We start from the raw sequence: 24226 nt of genomic DNA, 5'->3' as shown, positions 1-24226 counted from the left end.
GTGTCTCAAATCTAAGATCTAACTACCTATTTAATCATCTCATAGGAGCGTTTTACAAAGTTAGTTAAAGCTTCGCCTTTAAGCAAGCCCTGAGATAAACGTGCCAAATCCATAGACTGTGTAATCAAACGCTCTTGTTTTTTCTTGGTTTTGGTGTTTAGAATTTCACCTACAAGCTCACTATTGGTGTTTACCACGAGGTTGTACATATCTGGCATGTTACCCATACCAAACATACCTCCACCGCCACCGGTTGCTTGCATTTCTTTCATACGACGCATAAACTCCGGCTGCGTGATCATAAATGGAGCAGAGTTGCTATCCATTGCCTCAAGTTTTACAGTGTACGATTTGTCATTTATGGTTTCTTCTAATAAGGTTTTTAAACTTTCTTTTTCATCGTCAGAAAGTTTAGAGATTTGCTCCTCGTCTTTTTTGATCAAATTATTGATGTCATCACCATCTACACGTACAAAGCTGATGTTTTCTTTAGAGGTTTCAAGCTTTTGAAGCAAGTGAGAAACGATAGGAGAATCTAGTAATAATACCTCATATCCTTTATCTTTTGCTGCTTGAATGTATTGGTGTTGCGCATCTTTATTAGAAGCATAAAGTACAACCAGCTTACCATCCTTGTCGGTCTGGTTTTCTTTGATTTTTTCCTGAAGCTCTGCAAAGGTAAAATAGGTGTCATCTACCGTAGGATAAAGTGCAAAAGCGTCTGCTTTGTCAAAGAATTTGTCTTCGCTTAACATTCCGTACTCGATCACCACTTTGATATCGTTCCATTTCTTTTCAAAATCTTCGCGATCTTCATTGAAAAGCGACTTCAGTTTATCTGCCACTTTACGGGTGATGTAGCTCGAGATTTTCTTAACTGCACCATCTGCCTGAAGGTAAGAACGTGATACGTTAAGAGGGATATCTGGAGAATCAATCACTCCACGAAGCATTGTTAAGAATTCAGGAACGATACCTTCAACATTATCGGTTACAAAAACCTGATTTTGATAAAGCTGAATTCTATCTTTTTGGATATTCATATCCTGTCCTAAACGCGGGAAATAAAGAATACCGGTAAGATTGAAAGGATAATCAACATTCAAATGAATGTGAAAAAGCGGCTCTTCAAACTGCATTGGGTAGAGCTCGCGGTAAAAATCCTTATAATCTTGTTCCTCAAGATCGGTAGGCTGTTTTGTCCATGCCGGATTCGGGTTGTTGATGATATTATCAACAGTCTTAGTTTCTGCTTCAGCATCTTCCGGAGCATCTTCAGGAAGTGGAAGCGTCTCTTCTTTAGTACCAAATTTAATCGGCACCGGCATAAACTTGTTGTATTTTGTCAACAGTTCGCTAATGCGATTTTCTTCTAAGAACTCTTCAGAATCTTCAGCGATGTGAAGGATGATCTCTGTTCCACGAACATCTTTATCAGCTGGTGAAATTGTGAATTCTGGCGAACCGTCACATTCCCATTTTACAGCAGGCTCGTCTTTATAAGATTTGGTGATGATTTCTACTTTGCGCGCAACCATAAAAGCCGAATAGAAACCTAAACCAAAATGCCCAATAATTCCGCTGTCTTTTGCAGTGTCTTTATACTTGTCAAGAAACTCTTCTGCACCAGAAAAAGCAACTTCATTAATATATTTCTGTACTTCCTCTTCGGTCATACCAATACCTTGATCGGTAATGCTTAGGGTTTTGGCATCCTTGTCAATTTTTACATCGATTACCGGATTTCCATATTCGACGCTGGCTTCGCCAATGTTTGTCAAGTGCTTTAATTTAAGTGTAGCGTCGGTTGCGTTAGAAATTAACTCACGCAAGAAGATCTCGTGATCACTGTATAAGAACTTTTTGATCAACGGAAAAATGTTCTCAACAGCAACATTGATTTTACCTGTAGACATAATGTATTTGATTTTTTAGTACCGAAGCGAACTTCGGTAAAACTTGATTTTGAATTAATAATTGTGACACGAAGTTTTCAAAAAAAATACCAAAGCGTATTGCGTGACAAACTGACACAACTTTCATTTAAACTGAAAGAACTTTAACGAAAGCTTTTGTTTAACATCTTTGAAAAAATGTTGAACATAGTTACTTTTACATTGAGCTAAAGAAAACACTTTATGGCAACTACAAAAAAAACAACCACTACTAAGAAGACACCAAAGCTTACAGCAGAAGCTGTAATGACGATGTATATGGAATATGTTCTGGAACACGGACATCGACCTGCTTCTGTATTTAAATTTTGTAAAGAGCACAATATAGAAGAAGGAGCGTTTTATAACTTTTACGGTTCTTTTCAAGGAATTAGGGAGGCGATTTGGGTTGCTTTTTATGAAAATACCGTTACTGTTTTACACAAAAACCAAGAGTATGCGACATACCCCAACAGGGAAAAGATGTTGTCGTTCTTTTATACATTTTTTGAAGTATTGACAGCCAATCGCAGTTATGTGCTTTTTGCGCTTCAAGAGCAGAAAGACCAATTGAAATCGCTGGCCCAATTGCGAGATCTACGTCTAAAAGTACGTGAATTTGCAAGTGATTTGATCGAACAAAGCAATGAAGAAAAATCATCACGTTTTACTAAAAATCCTGTTTCAATCTTTAGTGAAGGTGCTTGGTTGCAAACGCTGTTTCTAATGAAGTATTGGATGGATGATAACTCAGCACGTTTTGAAAAGACCGATGTAGCTATTGAGAAATCAGTAAATGCCATCTTTGATGTGTTTAACACGACACCTTTAGAGAGTGTGCTGGATTTTGGTAAATTTTTGTTTAAAGAAAATTTCAGTAGAACTAAATAAAAGGTATGAAAACGATAGATCACATACCTACCAATAAACTGTCCCGTGCCTCGCAGCTCGTCAAGACTGGAGTAAAAGTTGGAGGGAATTATGCTAAATATTACAGCAAAAAAGCCTTCAATGCTAATTTAACACGAGAAGAATTAGACGATGAAAATGCTGAAGATATTTATGACGGACTTAAAAGTCTAAAAGGTAGTGCACTTAAAGTAGCACAAATGTTGAGTATGGAGAAGAATATTTTGCCAAAGGCATATGTTGAAAAATTCTCTCTGTCTCAGTTTTCAGTACCACCACTTTCTGCAGCATTGGTTAGAAAAACCTTTAAAAAATATTTAGATAAATATCCTGAAGACCTATTTGACACCTTTAAAAAAGATAGTGTGAATGCCGCAAGCATCGGTCAGGTGCATCAGGCTACATTAGATGGGAAAAAACTTGCTGTGAAAATTCAATATCCCGGTGTTGCAGATAGTATAAGTAGCGATTTGGCTCTAGTGAAGCCAATTGCTACCAGGATGTTCAATCTTAAGGGAAAGGATAAAGAAAAGTATTTTAAAGAGGTTGAAGAAAAGCTTCTTGAAGAGACCGATTATTTGCTGGAAGTAAAGCAAAGTCAGGAAATCACCAGGCAGTGTAGCATTATCCCCGATTTGCGCTTTCCTAAATATTATCCGGAGCTCTCTAGTGAGCGCATCATTACGATGGACTGGATGACGGGTGTGCATCTTAGTGAATTTACAGAAGTGAATACCGATAAAGATGCCGCAGATAAGATAGGCCAAGCACTATGGGATTTTTATATGTTCCAAATGCATCACCTAAAGCAGGTTCACGCAGATCCACATCCTGGTAATTTCCTCGTGGATGCTGATCATAATTTGATCGCGATTGATTTTGGATGCATCAAAAAAGTGCCTCAGGAATTTTATGAACCTTATTTTGAGCTTGCAAAGCCCGAAAATATAAATGACCCAGTCATTTTCAAAGAAAAAATGTTTGAACTGGAAATACTGAAGAAAGAAGATTCCCCTGAAGAAATTGCTTTTTTCTCAGAGCTATTTCACGAAATGTTGAGTCTGTTCACCAAGCCCTTTCACCTCGATACTTTTGATTTTAGTGATGAAAGCTTCTTTGCTCAAATTGCAGACTTAAGTGATAAGTATTCAAAAGACACCCAACTTCGCAAAATGAATGGTAACCGTGGTAGCAAACATTTTTTATACATCAACCGCACATTTTTTGGCTTGTACAATTTGATGCACGATTTAGGAGCAAAGATCGAAGTAAATAATTTTGAAAAGTATTTAGACTAAGAAATAACGATTATTGGTTAGGTTGTTTTGAGAGGCGCACTGATTGGTTGAAGTTGCGCCTCTCTTTTTTTGTGCTATAATGAGATTAAAACCCAGAGACCTGTGTTGAGGTGAAATTGACTCTTACGGTTTTACCTAGATTAGAAATTTTTCTATCGCTTTTGCCACAGCATGTTCTTTATTGGTATAAGAACTCACGTAATCTGCAACATCCTTTACTTCTTGTGCTGCATTGGCAACAGCAACGCCAAGACCTACATTTTTGATCATCGTGGTATCGTTAAAATTATCTCCAAATGCGATGACTTGATCTAAAGTCAAATTGTATTTTTTGCTGATCAAAGCCTCAAGAGCACTGCTTTTGTCAATGTTTTTTGGAGTAATTTCTACATACACATCTTTAGAACGGTAAAGATGGGCTTCATCCCCGTGTTTTTCTTTCAGCGTGCTGATTAAACTGTCTATAGCTCTGGGCGAACCCATACACATAATTTTATGCGGTTGTTCATCTATGGCTTTTAAAACAGCTACGTGTTCCTCTAGCGGTGTGTAGACAGGTTCTACACGCGTGCTTCTTATTTCCCGTAAGGTCCAGTAATCTGATTTTGCGGTACGCCAAGTATCAGTACAATAGGTGCTGATGTTGTAATCATAATCCTTTTGATGTGCGATCACGGTTTCAAGAAAATCAAGAGAAACTGTCTGACTGTATAGTTTTTCGCCTTTATCATCCAGTACAAGTCCGCCATTGTAACTGATGATAGGACTGCCTAAGCGACCTATTTTTTCTTGTAAATAATACATTGCCGAAGGCATTCTTGAAGAGGCCAGAATGATTGGGAAATCTTTAGGTAATTTTTCTACTGCCTGAGCAGTTTCGGGAGCGATATCGCGTTTTGCATTGAGTAGTGTTCCATCAATGTCAGAACACATGAGTTGGATTTTCTTTGTCATGCTTCAAAGATAATCCAACATGATTTTTTGCTGAAAGATTTAGATTTTTCTTATCATTTTCTCCTAACAAAAATGGAAATCAAGGCGCTCAAAACGAGTCCGAAAGCAAGACTTCCTGCTACCGCTTGAATCATATAGCTTTGAAGATTGAAGAACGATGCAGCTTCTTCAGGCGTAGCTTTACCACTTTGGACGGCGTAGGTGATTACATTTTCGAAATACAGAGGGGTAATGTAAGTGCTTATGACATATTGTGCAGGAATTGCTAAAACAGCGATAAAAATCGTCAAAACCAATCCGCTGAGAAAAGCTTGTTTAAAGCTTATGATGCCCCCGTAGAAATTATTGCGCTTATCGGTTAAGGCTAAGTAATACAATAAGGCTGTAGGAAGGTAAATAAGCAAGGTGTACAGGTGATGCTTGGCGATATGCACATCATGCCAGCCCATCAAACGCTCAAAAACCATCCATACCAAAAGAAAAAGGGTATAGATAACTGCCCATTTAAATTCTAACCTACAATTTTTCATACCAGCCTGTTTCAGTCTTAAGGCGTATTGAAGGTAGTATAAATCTCAATTATTTAAAAGTGGTACCTTTAAATTTAGCTAAAAATAAGCCTTTACTTTTCTGGCAGGTTTGATTTGCTTTTTTACATCGAAGCCTAGATTGCGTAAACTGTTTTCCCAATCAAGACGCGCATAACCTTCTCGGCTGCGGTTATTTTTTAGGTACTTGATACGCTGCAAAATACTTTGAATAAAAAAGCAGTCTGTCTTGGTAAGTTCCTCTGTATTTTTCATCATGATCGTCAGCAATTTATTGGATTGATCCAGTGAAGGAGCATCCTTGTAATTGGCCACGGTTATGGGAGCAATATCGGTGCGCAACCACGCACGCAGCTCTACTGCAGACATGTTTGTAGATTGAATTAACTCGTTGTGTAGACGTTCTTTAGAAAACAATATAATAGGATTTTAGATTGCAAAACTAGGGGTATTCTCAGGTCTCAAAAAGGCTGCAATATTAAGTTTATGTAAAGATTAAAACTAACGGATTGCAAATAGTTATTCACAAAAAAAGTCCGGTTGTTAACCGAACTTTTTTGCTGTTTGAATTCTATAAATCTTATTCATCTACTAGCACCCAATCTCCTTTATCGAGAAGCGGAATAGCTTGTTTAAACTTCATTGTTTTGTTCTCTCCATTCATCACGTGCTTGATCGTTACTTTGTCATTACGACCTATTTTAGGACGCTCACGGGTGATGGTCTCGGTCACTTGTTGACGTTGAGGTTGTGTATTGCCACTTGCTGCACGGCTTTGTGCGGCGCGCTCATCAAGATTAGGGATTTCTTCTTTAGAAGTCTGCGTCTTTTCGGTTTGACGTACTTGACGCGCTTCTCTAATCTGATTTTGCTGCTGTACCGGCAATTCTCCTTTAAACAAGAAGGAAATCACATCTTTATTTACCTGATCGATCATTTGTTTGAAAAGCTCAAAAGCTTCAAACTTATAGATCAATAGCGGGTCTTTTTGTTCGTGAACCGCTAGCTGCACACTTTGCTTCAATTCATCCATCTTGCGTAAATGCGTTTTCCAGGCATCATCAATGATCGCAAGCGTGATATTCTTTTCAAAGTCGGTGATGAGTTGTTTTCCTTCAGACTCGTAAGCGTCTTTTAGGTTGGTAACAACTTTTAGTTCTTTAGTTCCGTCAGAAAAAGGAACCACGATACGCTCATAATTGCTTTCAGGATTTTCATAAACATTACTAATGATAGGGAAGGCGAGTGCGGCATTGCGCTCCATCTTCTCTTTATAATGTTTAAGAGCCGCCTCATAAACAGTCACTGCAAGTTGTTTTGCAGACGAACTCGCAAATTGGGCTTCATCAACCGGACTGCTCATCGAGAAGAAACGAATTAGCTCAAACTCAAAGTTTTTGAAGTCCTGCGCCATTTTATTGGTTTCGGCGATCGCTTCAGAAGTGTCGTAGATCATATTGGCGACATCTACACGTAGACGCTCCCCAAACAATGCGTGATAACGACGCTTGTAAATCACCTCACGTTGTGCATTCATCACATCATCATACTCCAAAAGACGCTTACGTACACCAAAGTTGTTCTCTTCAACTTTTTTCTGCGCACGCTCGATAGACTTAGAGATCATTCCGTGCTGGATTACTTCGCCTTCCTGAAGTCCCATACGGTCCATCATTTTAGCGATTCGTTCAGAACCAAATAAACGCATCAAGTTATCTTCAAGCGACACGTAGAACTGCGAGCTACCCGGATCTCCCTGACGACCAGAACGACCACGTAACTGGCGGTCTACACGACGCGAATCGTGACGCTCAGTACCTATGATCGCAAGACCTCCGGCATCTTTTACTTCTTTACTCAATTTAATATCGGTACCACGACCCGCCATATTGGTAGCGATGGTTACCTGACCTGCGTTACCTGCATCGGCAACAATATCGGCCTCTTTTTTATGCAATTTGGCGTTCAATACATTATGCTGAATTTTTCGCATCGAAAGCATTCTGCTCAAGATCTCAGAAATTTCTACCGAGGTCGTACCGATAAGTACTGGTCTTCCGGCTTGAACCAGAAGCTGCACTTCATCAATAACGGCATTGTATTTTTCACGCTTGGTCTTATAAACTTTGTCGTCTTTGTCATCTCTGGCAATCGGGCGGTTGGTAGGAATTTCAACAACGTCCAATTCGTAAATTTCCCAGAATTCACCTGCTTCCGTCACTGCAGTACCCGTCATACCCGAAAGTTTGCGGTACATTCTAAAGTAATTCTGAAGAGTTACCGTAGCAAAAGTTTGCGTAGCATCTTCGATCTTTACATTCTCTTTTGCTTCGATGGCCTGGTGTAAACCATCGCTGTAACGACGCCCGTCCATAATACGACCGGTTTGCTCATCAACGATTTTCACTTTATTGTCCATCACCACATATTCGGTGTCTTTTTCAAATAAAGTATAGGCTTTTAACAGCTGATTCATCGTGTGAATACGCTCACTCTTAACACTGAATTCTCTAAAAAGCTCTTCTTTCTTTTCAGCTTCTTCTTCGGTGGAAAGATTTGCGTTTTCGATCTTGCTGATCTCAACGCCCATTTCAGGCATAATGAAGAAATTAGGATCTTCTTTTCCAGACAAGTGATCGATACCTTTATCGGTCAATTCGATCTGGTTGTTCTTTTCATCAATGGTGAAGTATAATTCAGAATCAATCACGTGCATCTCGCGATTGTTATCTTGCATATAATGGTTTTCGGTCTTCTGTAAAAGTTGACGAATTCCTTCTTCACTCAAATATTTAATCAGTGCTTTATTCTTTGGAAGACCGCGGTATACGCGTAATAAAAGAATAGCCCCTTCTTTGGTGTCGCCTGCTGAAATAAGCTTTTTCGCTTCAGCTAAAGTTCCTGTCAGTTGTTGACGCTGAAGGCTTACCAAGCTATCAATTTTTGGCTTCAACGCATCAAACTCGTGTTGATCTCCTTTGGGTACAGGCCCTGAAATGATCAAAGGTGTTCGCGCGTCATCAACTAATACCGAATCGACCTCATCGACGATCGCATAGTTAGGAGCACGTTGTACCAGATCGTTTGGCGCATGCGCCATATTATCACGCAAGTAATCAAAACCAAATTCGTTATTCGTACCATAGGTGATATCAGCAGCGTAAGCTTTTCTTCGGGAAGCCGAATTAGGCCTGTGGTAATCGATACAGTCTACTGTGAGTCCGTGAAAGTTAAATAACGGTGCCATCCAAGCGCTATCACGTTTCGCTAAGTAGTCGTTAACCGTTACCAAGTGTACACCATTTCCGGTAAGTGCGTTTAGATACACCGGAAGCGTAGCCACTAATGTTTTACCTTCACCGGTTTGCATCTCTGCAATTTTACCCTGGTGCATAGCCACACCACCTATGAGCTGCACGTCATAATGGATCATATCCCAAGTGATGGGCTTTCCGGCAGCATCCCAGCTGTTAGACCAGATCGCATCATCACCGTCAAGTTGTACGTAGTCTTTTTCTGCGCTTAGTTCACGATCAAAAGCACTTGCAGTAACTTTCAATTGCGGATTGTGTACAAAGCGTTTTGCGGTTTCTTTAACCACAGCAAAAGCTTCGGGAAGAATGTCGTTTAGGACTGCTTCGCTGATTTTGTAAGACTCGTCTTTAAGTTTGTCGATCTCCGCGTAGATTTCCTCTTTGCGGTCAATGTCTTCGGTCTCATCAGCTTCTTTCTCTAACTGAAGTAGTGTTGCGTTAGTATCAGAAAGTGCATCTGCGATTTTAGCTTTGAATTCTGTGGTCTTCTGACGCAGCTCATCGTGCGTTAAAGCTTCAAGCTGCGCTTCAAAACTTTTTATTTTATCAACAATAGGTTGAATGGCAGCGACATCTTGTTTGGATTTGTCACCCACAAAAACCTTTAATACTTTGTCTAATAATCCCATAATTGGTAGTTCTTTTATCCCAACAAAACCTGTGGTTTCGTTTTAAAGGGAAAAATTAATTTCATGTAATCCTGAAGTCTCAGGAGTTATTTTGATTTTCATTTTTTAGGATGAAAATTTCTTTATTCTTCTGAAGAATTTTTAAAACTGAATTCTTCTATTTTGCACTTCAAATTTAAGCAAAAAAAAAGCCTCATTGCGAGACTTCTTTATGTTTAGAATGTTGTAAAATCTAGTATTCATCCTCATTCCAGAGGTAGTCGTCTTCAGACGGGTAGTCTGGCCATATTTCGTCAATCGAATCGTAAGAGTCCCCTTCATCCTCCATAGCTTGTAAGTTCTCAACAACTTCTAATGGTGCTCCCGTTCTAATTGCATAATCAATCAATTCATCTTTGGTTGCAGGCCAAGGCGCGTCGCTCAAATGAGAAGCTAGTTCTAATGTCCAGTACATAAGTTAACGTATTTATTTTTTTGCAAAAATAAATTTATTAACGTAAAATCCAAGAAAATTGAATGTTAATTCAAAATTATTTTTATGAACGTCTGTAATCTCTTGTGATTACGAGGTTTAGGCTTTAGTTTTGGAGGTTTTAATCCTTCTTTTCAGGAATCCATTTTATCTCTTCAGCCTGCAAATCTTTAGACAACTTCCGTGCCAGTACAAAGAGATAGTCAGAAAGGCGGTTTAAATATTTAAGTGCATTTTCTTCAAACGGAACTTCCTGATAAAGAGCGGTTGCGAGTCTTTCCGCTCTGCGGCATACCGCGCGTGAAATGTGACAGAATGACACCGTTTGATGTCCGCCGGGTAGGATAAAATGGGTCATTGGCGGTAGCTGCTCGTCCATTGCATCCATTTCTTGTTCTAAGAATAGAATATCGGCCTCGCTTACCTTATCAATATTTAAGCGCTCTTTTCCATTTTTTAGAACAGCCTTTTCAGGATCTGTTGCCAGAATAGCGCCAATTACAAATAGTTTCTCTTGTATACTAATCAAAGAAGCTTTGCTGTGCGCGTCAATTTCCTGATCGCGTAGCAGGCCTAAATACGAATTGAGTTCGTCTAAGGTGCCGTAGCTTTCAATGCGTATGTTGTGCTTAGATACCCGTGTGCCGCCAAAGAGGGCGGTAGTACCTTTATCTCCGGTTTTGGTATAGATTTTCACAGCTTAGTTTTTAGGAGTTTGATTCTTTTTCACGCTCATTTTTAAGCTTGAAGTAATCGGTTTTAAAATTCCGTTTGCGACGGTCTCTTAATTTACTTTGATTGCGTTTATTGTTTGCCATCACAGCTAAAAAAAGCACAGCCAAAACAACAATGATGAGTATAGATTGAAAATTATCTGGAATAAAATCGAGCATACGTTAAAGGTACTTAATTTAAAACAGCATTTGCAATAGTGCTATTCCATCGCGTGTTTTGCATAATTACGCCACTTCTCGATGCAGGCTTCCATATCTTCAGGGATCGCACTGTCAAAACGCATCCATTCCCCTGTTTTTGGATGTTCAAAGCCTAGGGTTTTTGCGTGTAAAGCTTGTCTGGGCAAAACTTTAAAGCAATTTTCTACAAACTGTTTATACTTGGTAAAGGTGGTTCCTTTTAAGATCGCATCCCCGCCATAGCGCTCATCGTTAAAAAGCGTGTGTCCTATGTGCTTCATATGCACACGAATTTGATGCGTGCGGCCGGTTTCAAGCTTACAGGAGATTTTGGTCACATAGCCTAAGCGTTCTAAGACTTTATAATGTGTCACAGCTTCCTTACCTTGATCGCCGTCCTCATAAACCGTGTTTTGCATACGGTTTTTAGGGTGACGGCCTATATGCCCTTCAACAGTGCCTTGGTCTTCTTCGACATTTCCCCATACGATCGCGATGTACTCGCGCTCACTGGTTTTATCAAAAAACTGTTTGGCCAGATGCGTCATAGCCTCCTCGGTCTTTGCGACTACGAGAAGTCCGCTGGTGTCTTTATCTATGCGATGCACCAGCCCGGGTCTGCCGCTGCTATTTTCGGGCAGGTTGTCAAAATGATAGATCAATGCATTAATGAGCGTACCACTGTAATTACCGTGACCGGGATGTACGACCATACCGGCGGGTTTATTCACCACAAGCAGTGTGTCATCTTCAAAAACAATATCTAACGGAATATCCTCAGGCGTAAGTAAAAATTCATAGGGTGGATGCTCAAAAAGAACCCGCACCACGTCATTCGCTTTTACTTTATGATTTTGCTTTACAACCGCTCCATTCACCTGAATGTTGCCATTTTTTGCAGCTTGCTGAATTTTATTACGCGTCGCTTTTTCAATAAAATTCATCAGAAATTTATCTACACGCAGCGGCTCTTGGCCTTTGCCCGCAGTAAAGCTGTAATGCTCATACAATTCATCGTCCTGCTCATCAGGACCTTCGGTTTTAAAATCCTGCATCGTCTAAATCTTCAGCATCGTTAATTACATCTTGTGCAGCATCGCCAGAAGTGCGGTAGCTGCCTTTTCCATTACCTACAACCAGATCAATGACCGAGGTTTTCCGCAGGGCGTCGCCTACATTAAGGGTTTGGCCATCGTGGCGCAGTTCAAGCACTTCGTCAGAACTTATATGATCGCGATAGTCAATTTTTCCTATTTTGAATCCAAGGGCAAGCAGCGTAGGTTCTACCTGACGTTGTGTTCTACCTACCAATTCTGGGATTTCAATTTTTCGGTATCCTGAAGGATTTAAAACCAAATAGATTTTTCGGCCTTCTTTTACAAATTTTCCTGCAGCCGGATTTTGCTCAATTACAGAAAAGGTTGGGAAATCTGGATTGTAATTTGAAGAGTCGATCACCACATAATTCAAGTCGGCATTCTCGAGCTCTTGCTGCACGAGACCTAAAGACATTTTGCTAAGGTCTGGCACCGCGATACGCTGGTCGTGATTTGTAGAGGCACGCAGCCAATACAGCAACCCAAATACGAGTAATACCAGTACCAATAAAGCCAGCAAGAGCTGTTTTAAAAACACTTTGCTGAATATAAATTTAAAGAATCCCATAGATAGCGAATTTGCGGCTACAAACTTAGTTTAAAATTGGCTGACGCTCAATTGCAATCATTTTTTTTGCCTATTTATTCTAAAAATAACGTTCTTTGAAGCCTTAAAGTACTCGGTAAACCGAGCTTAATTAAAATTGTTTTTTCAATAGCTGAAGATGACCAGAAAGTCATCTTATTACTAGATAACGTAAAGCTTTCATTTTTACTATGTCAAAAAAAAATATTGCAGTCGTGATGGGTGGATTCTCAAGTGAGGTGAATATCTCGATCTTGAGCGGGAATACGGTTTGCAAGCACTTAGACCAATCAAAATACAATGTATTTCCTATTCATATCTTGAAAGAAGGATGGTTTTGCAAACACGCAGATCACAAGCCTATTCCTGTTGACAAGGCTGATTTTTCTATAAATGTAGAGGGTACTAAGATTACTTTTGACTGCGTCTTTAACACCATTCACGGTACGCCTGGAGAAGACGGAATTTTGCAGGCCTATTTGAAGCTTTTGAATATTCCGCAGACGGCGTGCAATTATTATGAGGCTGCGCTTACCTTTAATAAGCGGGATTGCATCGGTGTGTTGAAAGCCTACGGAATCAAAACCGCAACCAATTATTTGCTGAATAAAGGTGATGCGATCCATGCGACTGAAATTTTGGAGCAAGTAGGTTTGCCTTGTTTTGTAAAAGCCAATAAAGCGGGAAGCAGTTATGGGGTTTCTAAAGTTTATGGTGCCGAAGAACTAGAAGGAGCGATCGAAGTGGCTTTTAAAGAAGATGATGAGATCATTATCGAATCCTTTTTAGAAGGAACCGAAGTTTCGGTGGGTGTGATCAATTATCAGGGAAACGTCATGGCGCTCCCGGTGACGGAAATTGTAAGCGACAATGACTTCTTTGATTACCAGGCAAAATACGAAGGCAAATCGCAGGAGATCACACCGGCAAGAATTACTGATGAACAAACCGAAGCCGTACAACGCGAAGCAGAAAAGGTATTCAAGATCTTAAAATTGAAAGGTCTTACCCGAGCGGAATTTATTTTTCATAATGGGGAGCCGCATTTTTTAGAAGTAAATACCACTCCGGGATTGAGTCCTGCGAGTATTATCCCGCAGCAGGCAAAGGTGGCAGGGATAAGCTTGCCAGAATTGTTTGATAATGTTATTGAGCAAGCGATGCGTGATAGAACGTCTCAGTAGGCAGTCCCAGTAAACAGTAGATAATCTGAAAAGCAACTTTTTTAGGCACCGCCAATGGGCTGAATATTTTATAGACTTTAAGCAACCTTAAACCACAAGCTTCAAACGCTCCAGTTTTTGTACCTTTAATTTTGAACTTTAAACATTGAATTCCTAATTATGAAACGCGCAGTATTTCCGGGATCATTTGATCCGCTTACTTTAGGACATTATGATATTATCGAGCGGGGCTTAAAGCTTTTTGATGAGATCATTTTAGCGATCGGGGTCAATGCCGATAAGAAATATATGTTCACTTTAGAGCAGCGCGAGCGTTTCTTAAAAGAGTCGTTTAAAGACGAACCCAAGATCAAAGTCATGACGTATCAAGGGCTTACGGTTGATTTTTGTAATGCTACAGATTCCGGCTTTATTCTTAGAGGTTTGCGCAATCCGGCAGATTTTGAGTTTGAGAAGGCTATTGCGCATACCAACAGAAAGCTGGCGCAAATAGAAACGGTATTCTTGCTCACTTCTTCAGGTAAAAGTTATATTTCTTCTTCCATCGTGCGTGATGTTATTCGCAATGGCGGGGATTACACCGGCTTGGTGCCAGACGCGGTACGCGTATAAAGTTTTGCAACATTAGCACATAGATCAGGTCATTATGCAACAGACCTGATTATGCCAAGACCTTTACTCCCTGTTTTATTTTTTCTGCTAAGTTTTAGTTTTCAAGCTCAAGAAACTAAGGGTAAAGTATATGCAAATGATAAACCGCTAGAAGGCGTACTTATTATCAACAAGACTCAAGATGTCATGACTTCGACCAATGCGCAGGGAGATTTTAAGATCGCTGCTGAACTTGGAGATTCTTTGATCTTTAGTTATTCCTTTTTTAAGACACAAATTCATAAAATAGAGCCCTACCAGCTTGAAGAGATCTGGGTAGTCGAATTGAAAGAAAACCGAAATGAATTGGATGCCGTGACCATCACTGCAACTAATTCCGTTAAAGAGTTTAGTGTTGAAGAGTACGATAAAAACTTCAATTTCTGGCTGAAAAAAGATATTCAGGAAAATCCGGGAATGTACAGTCCGAATCCTACCGGAGGAGGGATAGATTTTATCGCGATAGGAAAAATGGTATGGAATTCGATAAAGAAAGATAAAAAAGAAAAAGCAGAAGATCCTAACCGGTTTAGAATCTTAAAATTAGGCGAACTTGAAGCATTCTTTAAAAAAGACGCTTTCTTCAATCAGCAACTTTTGAGAAATCAATTGTCGATCACCGGAGAAGAAGAGCCCTTGTTTTTTGATTATTGTTTAAGTAGAAAAATAGATGCGCGTCTTTTGCAAGAAAAGAATCAAATGCGCTTTTTAGAGTATCTGCTTAAGACCAGTTCCGATTTTCATAAACAGGCACAAACTAATTAAGCTAACTTCGCAACCTAAATTGTTTTGATGAGATTTATATACATTCTTCTAGGCTTCAGTTTGCTTTGCGCTGGCACACTGCGTGCTCAAAATACTTCAGGAAAAGTATATGCGGGCGATAAACGCGTTCCCGGTGTTTTGGTGCAAAACCTGACGCAGCATAAAAGTACGACGACTACAGATGAAGGAGATTTTAGCTTAGCTGCGCGATTAGAAGATTCTTTGGTTTTTAGTGCGCCTTTTATGGAAACCCAGGTTTTTGTAGTAGAACCCTATCAGCTCGAAAAGATCTGGGTGGTTGAACTTAAAGAGAACCTGAACGAACTCGACGAAGTGCGCCTTACCGAAGCGCCGAAGGAGAAGAAATTTGACGTCAAAGAATACGATAGTATTTTCAACAGCAGGATTCAGAATGATATCAAAAAGAACCGCCAGTTGTACCGACCGCCTAACAGTACCAATGGTGTTGATTTTATGGAGTTGGGACGGCTTTTTTTAAGTCTGTTTAAAAAAGACCCTTCCAAACAAAAGGAAAAATATGCTCCCATTACTTATAAACAATACCGGGTGCTCTTTGCTACCGATGACTATTTTGATCACGATTTTTTAGTAGATCAATTAGGTATTGATGCATATTACCACAACTTGTTTTTTGAATACTGTGATGCCATGCAATTGCCGGGTAATCTTCTTGAACGAGAAAATCACTTAGACCTTTTAGATAAATTCATAGCACTCGCCGATAGCTTTGAAACCGAGCTTAAAAAATTTGGTGAAAATGGAATGAAACTCCCTGACGGAAATTAGTTTTAAAACAGCTTCACGTTTAATCCGGTATAGAAATTTACAGGTTCTCCGGGATAATAATAACGTGGTGCTGCACCACCAAATCCTGTAGCATTAGGCAATATTTGTGCAGCATAATCGGTGTCAAAAACATTGTTTACGCCGGCAAAAATTCGGGTTTTTACTTTAGCAAAAAGATCAAAACTATAATCTGCCCGAAGGTTCACCAGATTGTAAGCATCGCTATAAAGTGTATTGGCGTCATTCAACGGAATGCTTCCGGTGTAACGGTAATTGATGTTGAACTTAAAACGGTTTTGAAAAGCCACATCCAGGCCGAGATTGATCACCTGATCTGCAACTCCGGTAAGCTCGTTTCCGCTATAATCTTCATCATTATCTACAAAGGCATCAAACGAATAGTCATTCAGCGCTAAAGACCCATACGGCTGAAGCGACCATGCTGGCGTTAAATTTTCACGATAATTGATTAAGAATTCAATCCCGTTATGATCGGTAGCGCCTGCATTGCGACCCACGTATTGATCATTACCCACGCGTTCGGCAACAAGGAGATCATTAACTTGTACCGTGTACAAAGCGAGCTCTGTGTAGAGTCTATGATCCAGCCATTGTGCTTTCAGCCCTAATTCATAATTGAAACCGATCTCAGGTTTGATTTCAGGATTTATAGCGCCTTCGGGAGTCAGCGTTTCGGCAACTGTGGGTAAAGAAAAGCCACGACTTATCGAGGCATAGATAAATTTATCATTAGCCACCTCGTAACTCAGGCCGGCTTGTGGTAAAAAGATTCTGGGATAGGTGTACACGCCGCTGTTATCGACATTACTTTCGTTAAGGTGATCGTCCAGACGGTATCTGCTGTGGTTGTAATTCAGTCCTAAATCCGCTTTAAACTTTGGCGTAAGCTGTAGACTTAATTGTGCGAAAAGATTTAAGTATTTGCGATCTTGTTCTTGATTGCTAAAGCGATTGCCTTGCAGACTTCCGTTACCGTTGTTTTCTTCATATAAATTCTCAAAGAGTTGCGCTTGATAATGCTCATCAAAATATTCGACTCCAATACTGCTTTTTCCGGGAATATTGAATAGCGAAAACTGCGAATTTAAACTGCTTCGAATACCAAACGCAAAAGAATCTTCATCAAGAATATCAAAAGGCCGGGGTTCATACCCATCACGGTAATTGGCGAAAACACTGGTTTGCCAGCTATTGTTGGCATTGATGTCCCATTTATAAGCAAGCCCGGCTAAAGCTTTGTCGTAAGATTCATAACCTTGGGCTTGCCCCCAAGTGAATGCGGCATCCTCGGGACTGTTTTGCAAGGTTTCAGCATTTACAGAACTTGGGATGAATGCTTTTAAACGCGTATAATTTCCGAAGAAAGAAAGCGAACTCACTTCGTTAAGTTGTGTTTTGGCATAAGCGGTAAGCGTGTTTCGGTTGTAATTGCTGTTGGCTCTAAAGCCATCTTTCTCGAGATGATTATAACTTACAAATCCGCCGGTTTCACGATTACCAAGCATTGCAGTGATTCCGCTTTTAAAAAGACCGTAAGCACCTGCGATCCCATTCAACCTAATCCTGCTATTTTCTGGTTTTGGTTTGATTACTGAAATATTGATCGCGCCACCCAATCCGGCTCCGTAGCTGCTGCTCGCGGGGCCTTTGATAATCTCCATACGTTCGATCAGGTTGAGGTCTATATCTTCTAAGGTAGTTTCTCCTTCTCCGGTAGTCAAGGGAATACCTTCAATATAGGCCTTTACGCGATTTGTGGAATATTGACTACGCGCTCCTAGGCCTCTGATGCTGATGCGACTGGTGTTGAGCGCACCTTGCTGCATTTGAATTCCCGGGTTTTTATTGAGCTCATTAGCGATGGAAAGTTGGTCACCACGCTGAAAATCTTCAGCCGTAATGCTATTTACCGCCGCAGGAATACGTTGCAATTTGTCTTGAATAGGCGTGGAGGTGATGATAACTTCACCTAAGGTGTTGCGTACAAAAACAGAGTCTGTTGCTGTTTTCTCTTGCGCAAATACACATCCGGAAAACAACAACAGACCTAAAAGAATATTTTTCATAAAGTACTCGCTAATCGAGGATGGAAATTCTAATGAACTTCAAAAATACTAAAACATATACCCACTGCTTGGCACCGCCGAAGGACTAAATGCCAAGAAGTTTTATATGGGTTAGTTTATTCTGCAGAAACACGCCAGATCACTCCGCCGTCATCATCATTTACTAATAAGGAACCATCGGGAGCAACTGTGGTTGCCACCGGGCGACCATAAACTTCGTTTCCGTTTTCATCAGGAATAAACCCGGTTAAAAAGTCAACAGGTTCTTTGGGAATTCCATTTTCAAATGGAATAAAAACTACTTTATAGCCAGAAAAAGGTTCGCGGTTCCAAGACCCGTGTTGTCCTACAAATGCTCCGTTTTGATACATTTCCGGGAATTGATCTGCAGTGTAAAACGTAAAGCCTAAAGAAGCGGTGTGCGGTCCTAAAGGAACATCAGGAATGAGGGCTTGATCTACTAAATCCTGATGCGGATCGTCTTCCCATCGCGGATCATTAATCTGCCCGTAATAGCTGTACGGCCACCCGTACCAGCCGCCTTTTTTAACGCTAGTAGCATAATCGGGAACCAAGTTGTTGCCTAATTCATCACGCTCATTTACAGCCGTCCAAAGATCACCGGTCACCGGATTCCAATCCATTCCTACAGGATTTCTAAGTCCGGAAGCATAAATGATCTCTCCGCTACCGTCAGGATTCACTTCAAGAATATTGGCGCGGCGTTCTTCTTTTTCCATTCCTTGTTCTCCCACATTACTGGCAGATCCTACCGAGATATAGATTTTATCTCCCGCTTCATTAGTGATGATATTTCGCGTCCAGTGGTTGTTGTAACCACTCGCTGAAAGTTCAACGATTTTCTCGCCTTCACCTTCTAACTTGGTTTGTCCTTCGGTGTATGGGAAACGGTACAAGCCATCGGTGTTTGCAATGTAAAACGAACCGTCTAAAACCAGCATTCCAAAATTCTGGTTGAGGTCTTCTTTAAAAATATAGCGTTCGTCGATAGCTCCGTCAGCATTTGTGTCTCGTAACAAGGTAATTCTATTGGCGCTGTCTCTTGTGTTTGATTCGGCAACAAAAATATCATTGTTAGGTGCAACATAGGTCCATCGGGGATGCTTTAAGGAGTCGGCAAAGCGTTCTACTTTAAAACCTTCGGCAGCAACCGGTGTTTTTCCGGCAGGCCAGGCAACTACCTTACTTTGTTTAGTAACCGATTCTGAAGCAAAAGGAGCAGGGAGTTCTAAAGGTCCCACAGTCGTTTCCACAGTTACCGGACCATTATCGGCGAGTTCTTCCTGTTTATCTTCAGAAACTGATTTATCATTTTTGCAACCGGTGAACAAAACGAGACCGGCTAAAATATAGAGGTATATTTTCATAGTTTGTGATTTTATACGAAAATAAGACTTTAGCGAGCCAGCGATCTGCAGCAGTACCAGATTAATATAAGTTTAACGGCTTCTGAAATGTCTTGTATTGGCGAAATCCTTTGCGTAACCGCTTGATTGGTAAACTCTAACCATTACAGGCGTATCCTGCCGTGATATGCTTGCCCTTCTCATTAAAAAGGCTATTTTTGCAGCCGAATTGAGCTGGGTTTTAACCTGCTAAATAACAGGGCATTTCAAGTGCGATTCTTGATTTTTTTGACTGTTTACCCCAATAAAAAACACACGCTTTTTGCACAAAACTACTTCATGAAAAAAGTATTTAACTTATTTGATTTAACTCAAAAGGTCAATTACAAAACTGAAATTCTAGCCGGTCTTACGGTTGCGATGACCATGATTCCTGAATCGCTTTCTTTTGCGATTCTAGCTGGTCTTCCTCCTTTGATGGGTTTATATGCTTCTTTTATTGCAGGCTTAGTGACCGCGATTTTTGGTGGCCGTCCTGGGATGATCTCGGGAGGAGCAGGAGCCACCGTGATCACCCTGATCGCGTTGATGAATTCCCACGGTTTAGAATATGTTTTGGCGGCTGTAGCACTTGCTGGAGTCATCCAGGTATTGATCGGACTCTTTAAACTGGGGAAGTTTATTCGTCTGGTGCCGCACCCGGTGATGTTTGGGTTTGTAAACGGTCTGGCTATTGTCATCTTTATGTCGCAGATCAAACAATTTCAAACCCTCATAAACGGTGAAGTAGCGTGGTTAACCGGCACGCCTTTATTAATTATGGCAGGTCTGGCCGCACTTACAGTATTGATCGTGATTTTTCTTCCGAAGTTGACAAAAGCGGTTCCTTCTTCGTTGGTTGCTATAATTGTGGTTTTTGCGTTGGTGTATTTCTTCGGAATTGATACCAAAACGGTTAAAGATATCGCTTCGGTAAGTGGTGGTTTTCCTCCGTTCCATATTCCTGAAATTCCTATTTCTTACGAAACTTTAAAAGTGATCGCACCCTATTCTATGGTGATGGCGGCAGTAGGACTTACTGAAGGTTTGCTAACCTTGAATCTTGTCGATGAGATCACACAAACCAAAGGAGACGGAAACCGGGAGTGTATCGCTCAAGGAAGTTCTAACCTGCTCAACGGATTTTTCTTCGGAATGGGAGGTTGCCCGATGATCGCACAAACCTTGGTGAATCTTTCAGCGGGATCCAGAGCGCGTTTATCTGGTATTATCGCTGCATTTACCATTCTTATTATTGTATTATTCGGTGCGCCGGTTATTGAAAAAGTTCCGATGGCGGCACTCGTTGGGGTGATGATTATGGTAGCGGTAGGAACCTTTGAGTGGGCCACGCTGCGTATTTTCAATAAAGTACCTAAAAAAGATATTTTCTTGGTGATCATCGTGGCTGCTATCACCGTTATCTTGCACAACCTTGCACTGGCCGTGTTGGTTGGTGTGATTCTTTCTGCCTTGTTTTTTGCCTGGGAAAGTGCCAAACGCATTCGAGCTAGAAAATATGTAGACGATGAAGGAACCAAGCATTATGAGATCTACGGACCGTTATTCTTTGCCTCGACCACCAATTTTACAGAGAAGTTTGATATCCTGAACGATCCCAACAAGATCATCATCGATTTTAAAGAAAGTCGGGTAGCAGATATGTCGGCTATCGAAGCCTTGAACGTGGTGACCAGCCGTTATCATAAACTGGGCAAGACCGTTTATTTACGACACTTGAGCCCCGATTGTCGCCGTTTGCTGAAGAATGCCGAGGCGATCATCGATGTGAATATTATCGAAGATCCAACCTACAATCTGGTGGGTAGCGATACCTGATGAAAATAGCGCACTAAAAAGGCCGATACGTTAGGTATCGGCTTTTTTAGTTTTTGGTGGTTAGCCCAAGCGTTTAGTGCTTGTTTTGTTGGTCTTTGATGGTTTTTTCATCAATATCCACTTTATTGGTGTTCTTTTTACGATCTCCAAGGCTGCTTGTAGGATCGCTGTCTTTCTGGTCTACTGTTCGTTCAAATTTCTTATCCATAATAGTTTTCTTTTTTTGTTGACCTCAAGATAAGAAGTACAGCTGTTAATTATTGATAAGAACTTGCTAAAAGCGGGTTAAGACTTAGGGTCTAATGCTTTTAATAAAGCCAGAAATGCCCTCAATACCCTTTTCGGTAAGCGTTTTGATAAATGCTGAACCTATAATGGCACCCTGAGCGGTTTGTGTTGCTGCCTTAAAAGTTTCCTCATCTTTAATACCAAAACCTACGATCTGCGGATTTTTCAGATTTAAAGCAGCGATGCGTTCAAAATAATCGGTTTGAACATTGCTGAAGCCCGAAGTTTTACCTGTAGTACTTGCACTGCTCACCATGTAAATAAAACCATCGCTTGCTGCATCGATCTGTCTGATACGCTCATCTGAAGTCTGCGGTGTGATCAGGAAGATCATCTTAAGACCGTATTTTTCAAAAGTAGCTTGATAGTGTTCTTCATATTCCGCAAGCGGAAGATCTGGCATGATGAGTCCGTCTATGCCTATTTCGGCGCAGGTGGCGCAGAATTTTTCAACACCATACTGAAGCATCGGATTAAAATACCCCATCACGATCAACGGAATATCAACGGTTTTCCTAATGTCTTTGATCTGATCAAAGAGCTTTGCGGTGGTCATTCCGTTTTTTAAAGCTGCGGTAGAACTCTCCTGAATCGTGGGCCCATCTGCTAAGGGATCGCTAAACGGTAAACCGATCTCGATCATATCTACCCCGGCTTCCACCAGCTTTTCAATAACTGTTGTGGTGTCTTCCAGTTTAGGATAACCCGCGGTGAAGTATATAGAAAGCAACTTTTTACCTTCTTCTAATTTCGTATTTATTCTGTTCATAATAGTATTTTTTAAGTCATTTCCGTCCTTCGACTCTCGCTCAGGATAAACTTTAGGCGGAAATCTCTCCAATTCAATTCAAGTTTTAATTACGTTGTGCTCAGCGGAAATCTTTCCAGTCTAATTCTAATTCCAATTATATGCTCAGCGGAAATCTTTCAAATCCAAGTCAAGTTTTAAATATGTTGTATTCTACAGAAACCTCATTCGTCTAGCATCCAACTCAGATCGTTCCAATCAGGATTCATTTCGTTGATCAGATTTTCTTTCCAGGCTCTATTCCATTTTTTGAGCTGTTTCTCTCTTTTAATGGCATTTTCGACATAAGGGCTCGATTCAAAATAGAGGAGTTTTTCAACATTGTACTTTCTTGTAAATCCTTTATTGCTCTTTTGTTTATGCTGTTTAAGTCTTCTTTTTAAATCACTGGTAACTCCAATGTAAAGCACTGTGTGGTTTTTATTTGTAAGAATATATATGTAGAATAATTCTTCCATTTAAAATGTGTGCTTACATTCAAGGGATTTCCGCCTTCGCGGAAATGAAAAATTCAAACGCGCTTAAGCGAGTTTGAAGTAATCTATAAATGTACTTAGATCCTTATCTCCTCTACCACTCAAATTCACGACCACGATATCCTCTTTTTTAAACTTGCGTTCTTCAAAAATGGCCAGAGCGTGAGACGATTCGATCGCGGGGATGATCCCTTCCAGTTTACACAATTCAAGACCGGCCTGCATCGCATCGGCATCGGTGATGCTGATGAACTCACCACGGCCGCTTCTAAACAAATGCGCGTGCATAGGTCCAACACCGGGATAATCAAGACCTGCAGAAATCGAATACGGCTCGGTGATCTGCCCGTCATCGGTTTGCATCAACAGGGTTTTGCTTCCGTGAATGATCCCTTCTTTACCCAAGGCCGAAGTTGCGGCGCTTTCCCCGGAGTGAATTCCTTTCCCGGCAGCTTCTACAGCGATGATACCAACTTCTGGCGTATCGAGGTAATGATAATAAATCCCGGCTGCGTTGCTGCCACCTCCTACACAGGCCACCACATAATCGGGGTTTTCTTTGCCTTCTTTCTCCAGTAATTGCTTTTTAACCTCTTCAGAGATCACACTTTGAAAACGGGCCACCATATCGGGATAGGGGTGAGGCCCAACCACACTACCAATGATATAATGCGTATCGGTTGGATTGTTGATCCAGTCGCGAATGGCTTCATTGGTCGCATCTTTTAAGGTTTTGCTACCGGATTCTGCGGGAACTACGGTAGCGCCCAGCATTTTCATTCGGGCTACGTTAGGCGCCTGACGTTTGATGTCTATCGCTCCCATGTACACAATGCATTCTAAGCCCATCAACGCACATACGGTAGCCGTGGCCACTCCGTGCTGACCGGCACCGGTTTCGGCGATAATGCGGTTTTTACCCAAACGCTTGGCCATCAAGATCTGGCCAATCGTGTTGTTTACTTTATGCGCTCCTGTATGACACAGGTCCTCGCGTTTGAGATAAACATTTGTTCCGTATTTTTCAGAAAAACGCTTAGCATAATAGAGTGGAGTAGGACGCCCCACATATTCTTTTAAAAGCGCCTTAAATTCCTCTTGAAAATCCGGCTCCTGCATCACTTTTATATAATTCTGACGCAGTTCTTCTACATTAGGATATAACATTTCTGGGATGTAAGCACCACCAAAATCTCCATAATATCCTTTTTCATTTACGTTGTAGTTCATAATTCTATATTGATATTTCCGCCCTTCGGC

General features: G+C 40.8%; 23 protein-coding genes. 7 read left to right on the top strand and 16 right to left on the bottom strand.

The window, feature by feature from the left end; translation table 11 throughout:
• Positions 1-26: 26 nt before the first annotated feature.
• Entirely contained in the window at positions 27-1916 is a 1890-nt protein-coding gene (htpG, locus tag MED217_RS13705) for a molecular chaperone HtpG (RefSeq protein WP_009781138.1), read from the bottom strand.
• A 222-nt stretch (positions 1917-2138) separates the two neighbouring features.
• Here htpG and MED217_RS13700 point away from each other — a divergent pair, with 222 nt between their 5' ends.
• Positions 2139-2825: a TetR/AcrR family transcriptional regulator gene (locus MED217_RS13700; protein ID WP_009781137.1), complete on the top strand. Its 687-nt coding sequence runs from the start codon at positions 2139-2141 to the stop codon at positions 2823-2825.
• 5 nt (positions 2826-2830) lie between these two features.
• Complete coding sequence (locus MED217_RS13695; RefSeq protein ID WP_009781136.1) at positions 2831-4141, top strand: ABC1 kinase family protein; 1311 nt, start codon at positions 2831-2833, stop codon at positions 4139-4141.
• A 135-nt stretch (positions 4142-4276) separates the two neighbouring features.
• On the opposite strand, the gene MED217_RS13690 is transcribed toward MED217_RS13695, so the two are convergent.
• The 9 genes from MED217_RS13690 to MED217_RS13650 all read right to left on the bottom strand — a co-directional run bounded on the left by MED217_RS13690 (position 4277) and on the right by MED217_RS13650 (position 12637).
• A complete protein-coding gene (locus MED217_RS13690; RefSeq protein WP_040532873.1) occupies positions 4277-5095 on the bottom strand; it encodes a Cof-type HAD-IIB family hydrolase in 819 nt (272 codons plus the stop codon).
• Between the two features lie 53 nt (positions 5096-5148).
• Positions 5149-5625 carry a DUF4199 domain-containing protein gene (locus MED217_RS13685; RefSeq protein WP_009781134.1) on the bottom strand — a complete coding sequence of 159 codons (477 nt, stop codon included), beginning with the start codon at positions 5623-5625 and terminating at the stop codon, positions 5149-5151.
• Between the two features lie 78 nt (positions 5626-5703).
• Positions 5704-6012 (bottom strand): hypothetical protein, encoded by a 309-nt coding sequence (locus tag MED217_RS13680; protein WP_154648948.1) that lies wholly within the window; start codon positions 6010-6012, stop codon positions 5704-5706.
• A 211-nt stretch (positions 6013-6223) separates the two neighbouring features.
• Positions 6224-9586 carry a preprotein translocase subunit SecA gene (gene secA / locus MED217_RS13675; RefSeq protein ID WP_009781132.1) on the bottom strand — a complete coding sequence of 1121 codons (3363 nt, stop codon included), beginning with the start codon at positions 9584-9586 and terminating at the stop codon, positions 6224-6226.
• Positions 9587-9818: 232 nt separating this feature from the next.
• Positions 9819-10040: a DUF2795 domain-containing protein gene (locus MED217_RS13670; protein WP_009781131.1), complete on the bottom strand. Its 222-nt coding sequence runs from the start codon at positions 10038-10040 to the stop codon at positions 9819-9821.
• A gap of 139 nt (positions 10041-10179) precedes the next feature.
• On the bottom strand, positions 10180-10755 hold the full coding sequence (locus MED217_RS13665; protein ID WP_009781130.1) for a cob(I)yrinic acid a,c-diamide adenosyltransferase: 576 nt from the start codon (positions 10753-10755) through the stop codon (positions 10180-10182).
• A gap of 10 nt (positions 10756-10765) precedes the next feature.
• A complete protein-coding gene (locus MED217_RS13660; protein ID WP_009781129.1) occupies positions 10766-10951 on the bottom strand; it encodes a hypothetical protein in 186 nt (61 codons plus the stop codon).
• A gap of 41 nt (positions 10952-10992) precedes the next feature.
• Positions 10993-12027, bottom strand: coding sequence for an RluA family pseudouridine synthase (locus MED217_RS13655; RefSeq protein WP_009781128.1), 1035 nt, complete (start codon positions 12025-12027; stop codon positions 10993-10995).
• Positions 12014-12637: a PASTA domain-containing protein gene (locus tag MED217_RS13650; protein WP_009781127.1), complete on the bottom strand. Its 624-nt coding sequence runs from the start codon at positions 12635-12637 to the stop codon at positions 12014-12016. Before MED217_RS13650 ends, MED217_RS13655 begins: the two co-directional genes overlap by 14 nt.
• Before the next feature lie 209 nt (positions 12638-12846).
• Between MED217_RS13650 and MED217_RS13645 the strand changes: the two genes are divergently transcribed.
• The 4 genes from MED217_RS13645 (at position 12847) to MED217_RS18605 (ending at position 16062) form a co-directional block, all read left to right on the top strand.
• A complete protein-coding gene (locus MED217_RS13645; RefSeq protein WP_009781126.1) occupies positions 12847-13839 on the top strand; it encodes a D-alanine--D-alanine ligase in 993 nt (330 codons plus the stop codon).
• A 159-nt stretch (positions 13840-13998) separates the two neighbouring features.
• The gene (coaD, locus tag MED217_RS13640) at positions 13999-14451 is read left to right on the top strand and encodes a pantetheine-phosphate adenylyltransferase (protein ID WP_009781125.1); all 453 of its coding nucleotides are present in this window, start codon (positions 13999-14001) and stop codon (positions 14449-14451) included.
• A gap of 51 nt (positions 14452-14502) precedes the next feature.
• Positions 14503-15255 carry a carboxypeptidase-like regulatory domain-containing protein gene (locus MED217_RS13635; RefSeq protein WP_009781124.1) on the top strand — a complete coding sequence of 251 codons (753 nt, stop codon included), beginning with the start codon at positions 14503-14505 and terminating at the stop codon, positions 15253-15255.
• A 27-nt stretch (positions 15256-15282) separates the two neighbouring features.
• Complete coding sequence (locus MED217_RS18605) at positions 15283-16062, top strand: peptidase associated/transthyretin-like domain-containing protein (protein ID WP_009781123.1); 780 nt, start codon at positions 15283-15285, stop codon at positions 16060-16062.
• A 2-nt stretch (positions 16063-16064) separates the two neighbouring features.
• Here MED217_RS18605 and MED217_RS13625 read toward each other — a convergent pair whose 3' ends face one another.
• Positions 16065-18149, bottom strand: coding sequence for a TonB-dependent receptor family protein (locus tag MED217_RS13625; RefSeq protein WP_009781122.1), 2085 nt, complete (start codon positions 18147-18149; stop codon positions 16065-16067).
• A gap of 116 nt (positions 18150-18265) precedes the next feature.
• On the bottom strand, positions 18266-19537 hold the full coding sequence (locus tag MED217_RS13620; RefSeq protein WP_009781121.1) for a PQQ-dependent sugar dehydrogenase: 1272 nt from the start codon (positions 19535-19537) through the stop codon (positions 18266-18268).
• A 318-nt stretch (positions 19538-19855) separates the two neighbouring features.
• Here MED217_RS13620 and MED217_RS13615 point away from each other — a divergent pair, with 318 nt between their 5' ends.
• Positions 19856-21394: a SulP family inorganic anion transporter gene (locus tag MED217_RS13615; protein ID WP_009781120.1), complete on the top strand. Its 1539-nt coding sequence runs from the start codon at positions 19856-19858 to the stop codon at positions 21392-21394.
• A 73-nt stretch (positions 21395-21467) separates the two neighbouring features.
• Here MED217_RS13615 and MED217_RS19305 read toward each other — a convergent pair whose 3' ends face one another.
• The 4 genes from MED217_RS19305 to trpB all read right to left on the bottom strand — a co-directional run bounded on the left by MED217_RS19305 (position 21468) and on the right by trpB (position 24196).
• Positions 21468-21602: a hypothetical protein gene (locus MED217_RS19305; protein WP_009781119.1), complete on the bottom strand. Its 135-nt coding sequence runs from the start codon at positions 21600-21602 to the stop codon at positions 21468-21470.
• A gap of 84 nt (positions 21603-21686) precedes the next feature.
• Entirely contained in the window at positions 21687-22451 is a 765-nt protein-coding gene (trpA, locus tag MED217_RS13610) for a tryptophan synthase subunit alpha (RefSeq protein ID WP_040533635.1), read from the bottom strand.
• Positions 22452-22654: 203 nt separating this feature from the next.
• Complete coding sequence (locus tag MED217_RS13605) at positions 22655-22948, bottom strand: GIY-YIG nuclease family protein (protein ID WP_009781117.1); 294 nt, start codon at positions 22946-22948, stop codon at positions 22655-22657.
• 63 nt (positions 22949-23011) lie between these two features.
• The gene (gene trpB, locus MED217_RS13600; RefSeq protein ID WP_009781116.1) at positions 23012-24196 is read right to left on the bottom strand and encodes a tryptophan synthase subunit beta; all 1185 of its coding nucleotides are present in this window, start codon (positions 24194-24196) and stop codon (positions 23012-23014) included.
• Positions 24197-24226: the final 30 nt, after the last annotated feature.

This window comes from Leeuwenhoekiella blandensis MED217, from assembly GCF_000152985.1.
Classification (GTDB): domain Bacteria; phylum Bacteroidota; class Bacteroidia; order Flavobacteriales; family Flavobacteriaceae; genus Leeuwenhoekiella; species Leeuwenhoekiella blandensis.
The sequence above is the reverse complement of the archived record's forward strand: the minus strand, read 5'-3'. Positions and strand labels throughout refer to the sequence as shown.